This window comes from Vibrio sp. Isolate22, from assembly GCF_022398115.1.
Classification (GTDB): domain Bacteria; phylum Pseudomonadota; class Gammaproteobacteria; order Enterobacterales; family Vibrionaceae; genus Vibrio.
This window is the reverse complement of the sequence record NZ_JAKEUW010000105.1, coordinates 1-6,316: the sequence shown is the minus strand read 5'-3', so window position 1 is coordinate 6,316 and position 6,316 is coordinate 1. Positions and strand designations below refer to the sequence as shown.

The following is a 6,316-nucleotide window of genomic DNA, read 5'->3' as shown; positions in this document are numbered from 1 at the left end:
GGCGGGTGCGTCAGATGCCGATGGTGAAACGCTATCGATTGACTCTGTGACTTACACAGGAACGGATGGTGTTTTAACCAACAACAATGACGGTACTTACAGCTTTGAGCCGAATGAGAACTTCAATGGCGAAGTGGACCTAAGCTTCTCCGTGACCACTGGCTCAGAAACGGTGGATGCGACCATTGGTGTGACGGTCGATGCGGTGAACGATACGCCATTGGCGGGTAGCACGTCTTATACCGTGAATGAAGATCACTCGATCACCATCAGTAACGAGCAGTTGTTAGCGAACTCCTCGGATGTAGAAGGTGATGTGTCGGTAAGTACGGTCACTTACGGTGGCTCTGATGGTGTGTTCACGACCAACGATGATGGCACGTATACGTTTGCACCGAATGAGAACTTCAACGGTGATGTGAGCTTCAATGTTGTCATCCGTGATGAGGACGGAGAAACGGCGTCAACGACAGCGGGCCTAACCGTTGTAGAAGTGAACGATCCACCGGTCGCGGGTTCAACCAGTTACTCTGTGAATGAAGATGAAGTGATTAACTTCACTGAAGCGCAGTTACTGGCTCAATCGAGTGATGTGGAAGGCGATGTCAGCCTAGACAGTGTAACGTACACGGGCACTGACGGCATCTTAACGGCGAATGACGACGGCACCTACAGCTTTGCACCGAATGAGAACTTCAACGGTGGTGTGAGCTTAACGGTTGTGGTTGCCGATGAAGATGGTGAGAAAGTATCGACGACGGCCGAAGTGGATGTGAAGGCCGTTAATGATGCGCCAGTGAGCGGTGATTTGNGGCACCTACAGCTTTGCACCGAATGAGAACTTCAACGGTGGTGTGAGCTTAACGGTTGTGGTTGCCGATGAAGATGGTGAGAAAGTATCGACGACGGCCGAAGTGGATGTGAAGGCCGTTAATGATGCGCCAGTGAGCGGTGATTTGGCTTACACGGTCAATGAAGACGCATCGATTACCTTGAGCCAAGCGCAATTGTTGGCACAAGCGACCGATGTGGAAGGCGATGACCTAACGGCAGCGAACTTGTCTGTTGGCGGTAACGCGACGGTGACGGCAAACGATGACGGCAGCTTCACTATTACACCGGATGCGAATTTCAATGGTGACATTGATATCTCCTTCGACCTAACGGACGGTACCGATACGGTGACCGCGACGGCAGACCTAACGGTCAATCCGATGAGCGACCCAACGGTGGTGAGTGATGTTAGTTACACCATTGATGAAGATGGCACATTAACGTTCACCGATGCGCAACTTCTGGCGGGGGCGTCAGACGCCGATGGTGAAACGTTGTCGATTGACTCCGTGACTTACACAGGAACGGATGGTGTTTTAACCAACAACAATGACGGTACTTACAGTTTTGAGCCGAATGAGAACTTCAATGGCGAAGTGGACCTAAGCTTCTCCGTGACAACTGGCTCAGAAACGGTGGGTGCGACCATTGGTGTGACGGTTGACGCGGTGAATGATAAGCCATTGGCGGGCAGTACATCTTACACTGTGAATGAAGATAACTCGATCACTATCAGTAATGAGCAGATACTTGCAAATTCGTCCGATATTGATGGCGACGACATTAGTGTGAGTAGCGTAACTTACGGTGGCTCTGATGGTGTGTTCACGACCAACGATGATGGCACGTATACGTTTGCACCGAATGAGAACTTCAACGGTGATGTGAGCTTCAATGTAGTAATCCGTGATGAGGACGGAGAAACCGCATCAACAACAGCGGGCCTAACCGTTGTTGAAGTGAACGATGCACCGGTTGCAGGCTCAACCAGTTACTCCATTAATGAAGATGAAGTGATTACCTTCACGGAAGCGCAGTTACTGGCTCAATCGAGTGATGTGGAAGGTGATGTTAGCGTTGATTTTGTAACGTATAGTGGAACGGATGGCATACTCAGAGCAAACGATGATGGTACATTTACGTTTGCGCCGAATGAGAACTTCAATGGTAACGTAAGCTTAGATATTGTGGTATCAGATGAAGATGGTGTCACAGCATCGACGACAGCAGACGTTGAGGTTGTTGCTGTCAACGATGCGCCAGTATCCAGTGATTTGGCGTACACCATAAATGAAGATAACTCTATTACATTAAGTCAAGAGCAATTACTTGCTCAAGCTTCGGATCCTGAAGGTGACGACCTAACGGCTTCGAACGTACAGGCGGGTGCTAATGCATCGGTGGTAGAGAATGCGGATGGCAGTGTTACCATCACACCAAACGAGGGTTACAATGGCGATGTTGCATTGACCTTTGATATCAGTGACGGTACCGATGCAGTTGAGACGAATATTGCTCTAACGGTCAATCCAGTTGCTGACTTGGAAACTGATGAAGATGTCGCACTGGACTTCACACGAGATGAGCTGCTAGAAAAAGCTGGGCTCGACCCAGAGGACGCAACGATTGGTGATATTGTTTTCTCTGGTGTTAATGTCACGGTTGCTGAGAATGATGATGGTAGCTTTACCGTTACCCCGGATGCTGATTTCCATGGTGATGCTGAGGTTAGCTATAGCGTACAAGATACCGATGGTAATGTACTGACTGAATTAAATTTGGATCTGTTGGTTAACGCAGTCAATGATGCACCGGACGCCGGAGACGAGATTAATGTCTCAGCAACAGAAGATGTGGCAGCAACCGCTCTATTTGAGGCGTCTATACGTCTTGATGCTCAACCGGAGCATGGTGTTGTTGAAATGAATGTTGATGGAGAGTGGGTCTCTCTAGAGGCTGGTGTCAACGTTGCGCCGGATACTGAAGTGCGCTTTGTTCCTAACGAAGATTCACTGTTCACAGCGGAGGCGGGTAAGTCAGAAGCACAGCACTTTCAAAATGATCAACTGGAGGATTGGGGGACGGTCATTGATGATCATACCATTCAATCGGTCACTGATGATCTGACGATCACGTTCACTGCCAATAATACCACCTTCGATACTGATAACCACACTCATAAGTTCTTTAAGGGGCTAAGTGATGGAGACGCTCCTAAATGGAGTAGTGCTGATGCAGGTTTTGAAGGGGATGAGAGCCTTTCTATTGCATTTGATGGACAAGAGGTTAATGAGGTTGATCTCTTGCTGAATGGTTTGGATTGGCAGTTCTCAAGCAATTGGGGGGACCGAAATGACGTTGAAATTTTGGTCTACAACACTGACGGTGAGCTGATAGAGACCACTCAAAATGATGTTCCTTGGTCTGGTTATGGTGACACTACTGCTAGCTTTACAGTGACGGCAAATGAGCCAATTGGACATATTGAGGTTGGCGTCGCTGATGATAAAGAAGTGGGTAATTATGGTGGCTTTACATTACTCGGTGTAACGGCAAAACATGTACCAGAAACGACCTTGTCGTTCACTTCTGTATCAGAAAATGGCACTGAAGTTACCGAAGACATCACAATCAACCCACACAGTGATGATTTTGACGGGATCGACCTGTCAGAGCAATTAACTGACCTAGTTGATAATAATACAGCAGACGGGACGTTAGATGGCACATATCTATTTACGAAAGCGGACTTGTTGGCACAAGCATCGGACGTAGATGGAGATGACCTGGATATTACTGATTTAACGCTTGTCGGCGATGATGCCACTTTGGTCGATAACGAAGATGGCACCTGGACATTGACACCGAGTGAGAACTTTAATGGTGACGTTCAGTTAACATATAACGTCACTGACGGAGAGTTAGTGGATTCAAACACCATTAACGTTAACTTTGCGGCTGTTAATGATACGACAGAGGTTGAAGATCAGAACTTCACGTTAGAAGAAGACGGTACGTTAACTTTCACAGATGCTGATTTATTGGCGGGTGCGACAGATATTGATGGAGACGATCTGTCTATCAGTGATGTGAGTTACGCAGGTACAGACGGCGTGTTCACTGATAATGGTGATGGCACTTACTCGTTTGCACCGAATGAGAACTTCAATGGCGATGTAAGCCTCAACTTTACGGTAACCGATGGTACCGAGCCGGTTGATGCGAATATGAATGTGACGGTGACAGAAGTAAACGATGCACCGGTCGCGGGTTCAACCAGTTACTCTGTGAATGAAGATGAAGCGGTGTCCTATACTCATGTGACGCTACTGGCGAAATGGANGATATTGATGGAGACGATCTGTCTATCAGTGATGTGAGTTACGCAGGTACAGACGGCGTGTTCACTGATAATGGTGATGGCACTTACTCGTTTGCACCGAATGAGAACTTCAATGGCGATGTAAGCCTCAACTTTACGGTAACCGATGGTACCGAGCCGGTTGATGCGAATATGAATGTGACGGTGACAGAAGTAAACGATGCACCGGTCGCGGGTTCAACCAGTTACTCTGTGAATGAAGATGAAGTGATTAACTTCACTGAAGCGCAGTTACTGGCTCAATCGAGTGATGTGGAAGGCGATGTCAGCCTAGACAGTGTGACGTACACGGGCACTGACGGTATTTTAACGGCAAATGACGACGGTACTTACAGTTTTGCACCGAATGAGAACTTCAACGGTGGTGTGAGCTTAACGGTTGTGGTTGCCGATGAAGGTGGTGAGAAAGTCTCGACGACAGCTGAAGTAGATGTAAAGCCGATTAATGATGCTCCGGTTGCAGGCAGCACGTCTTACACAGTAAATGAAGATAACTCGATCACCATCAGTAACGAGCAGTTGTTAGCGAACTCCTCGGATGTAGAAGGTGATGTGTCGGTAAGTACGGTCACTTACGGTGGCTCTGATGGTGTGTTTACGACCAACGATGATGGCACGTATACGTTTGCACCGAATGAGAACTTCAACGGTGATGTGAGCTTCAATGTAGTAATCCGAGATGAGGACGGAGAAACCGCATCAACAACAGCGGGCCTAACCGTTGTAGAAGTGAACGATCCACCGGTTGCGGGCTCAACCAGTTACTCTGTGAATGAAGATGAAGTGATTAACTTCACTGAAGCGCAGTTACTGGCTCAATCGAGTGATGTGGAAGGTGATGTTAGTCTAGACAGTGTGACGTACACGGGCACTGACGGCATCTTAACGGCGAATGACGACGGCACCTACAGCTTTGCACCAAATGAGAACTTCAACGGTGGTGTGAGCTTAACGGTTGTGGTTGCCGATGAAGATGGAGAGAAAGTCTCGACGACGGCCGAAGTGGATGTGAAGGCCGTCAATGATGCGCCAGTGAGCGGTGATTTGGCTTACACGGTCAATGAAGACGCATCGATTACCTTGAGCCAAGCGCAATTGTTGGCACAAGCGACCGATGCGGAAGGCGATGACCTAACGGCAGCGAACTTGTCTGTTGGCGGTAACGCGACGGTGACGGCAAACGATGACGGCAGCTTCACTATTACGCCGGATGCGAATTTCAATGGTGACATTGATATCTCCTTCGACCTAACGGACGGTACCGATACGGTGACCGCAACGGCAGACCTAACGGTTAATCCGATGAGCGACCCAACAGTGGTGAGCGATGTTAGCTACACCATTGATGAAGATGGCACATTAACGTTCACNAATGAGAACTTCAACGGTGGTGTGAGCTTAACGGTTGTGGTTGCCGATGAAGATGGAGAGAAAGTCTCGACGACGGCCGAAGTGGATGTGAAGGCCGTCAATGATGCGCCAGTGAGCGGTGATTTGGCTTACACGGTCAATGAAGACGCATCGATTACCTTGAGCCAAGCGCAATTGTTGGCACAAGCGACCGATGCGGAAGGCGATGACCTAACGGCAGCGAACTTGTCTGTTGGCGGTAACGCGACGGTGACGGCAAACGATGACGGCAGCTTCACTATTACGCCGGATGCGAATTTCAATGGTGACATTGATATCTCCTTCGACCTAACGGACGGTACCGATACGGTGACTGCGACGGCAGACCTAACGGTCAATCCGATGAGCGACCCAACGGTGGTGAGTGATGTTAGTTACACCATTGATGAAGATGGCATATTAACGTTCACCGATGCGCAACTTCTGGCGGGTGCGTCAGACGCCGATGGTGAAACGCTATCGATTGACTCTGTGACTTACACAGGAACGGATGGTGTTTTAACCAACAACAATGACGGTACTTACAGCTTTGAGCCGAATGAGAACTTCAATGGCGAAGTGGACCTAAGCTTCTCCGTGACCACTGGCTCAGAAACGGTGGATGCGACCATTGGTGTGACGGTCGATGCGGTGAACGATACGCCATTGGCGGGTAGCACGTCTTATACCGTGAATGAAGATCACTCGATC

The 6,316-nt window shown here is 48.8% G+C and carries 3 protein-coding genes; all 3 read left to right on the top strand.

Features of this window, described 5'->3' with window-relative positions:
- Nucleotides 1–838 (top strand): cadherin-like domain-containing protein (locus tag L1D55_RS26470; RefSeq protein ID WP_239919442.1); only part of this gene is annotated, 838 nt, incomplete at its 5' end.
- Nucleotides 804–4,214: a tandem-95 repeat protein gene (locus L1D55_RS27765; protein ID WP_239919441.1), complete on the top strand. Its 3,411-nt coding sequence runs from the start codon at nucleotides 804–806 to the stop codon at nucleotides 4,212–4,214. The genes L1D55_RS26470 and L1D55_RS27765, both read left to right, overlap by 35 nt.
- Nucleotides 4,172–6,316 (top strand): cadherin-like domain-containing protein (locus tag L1D55_RS26460; RefSeq protein ID WP_239919440.1); only part of this gene is annotated, 2,145 nt, incomplete at its 3' end. The genes L1D55_RS27765 and L1D55_RS26460, both read left to right, overlap by 43 nt.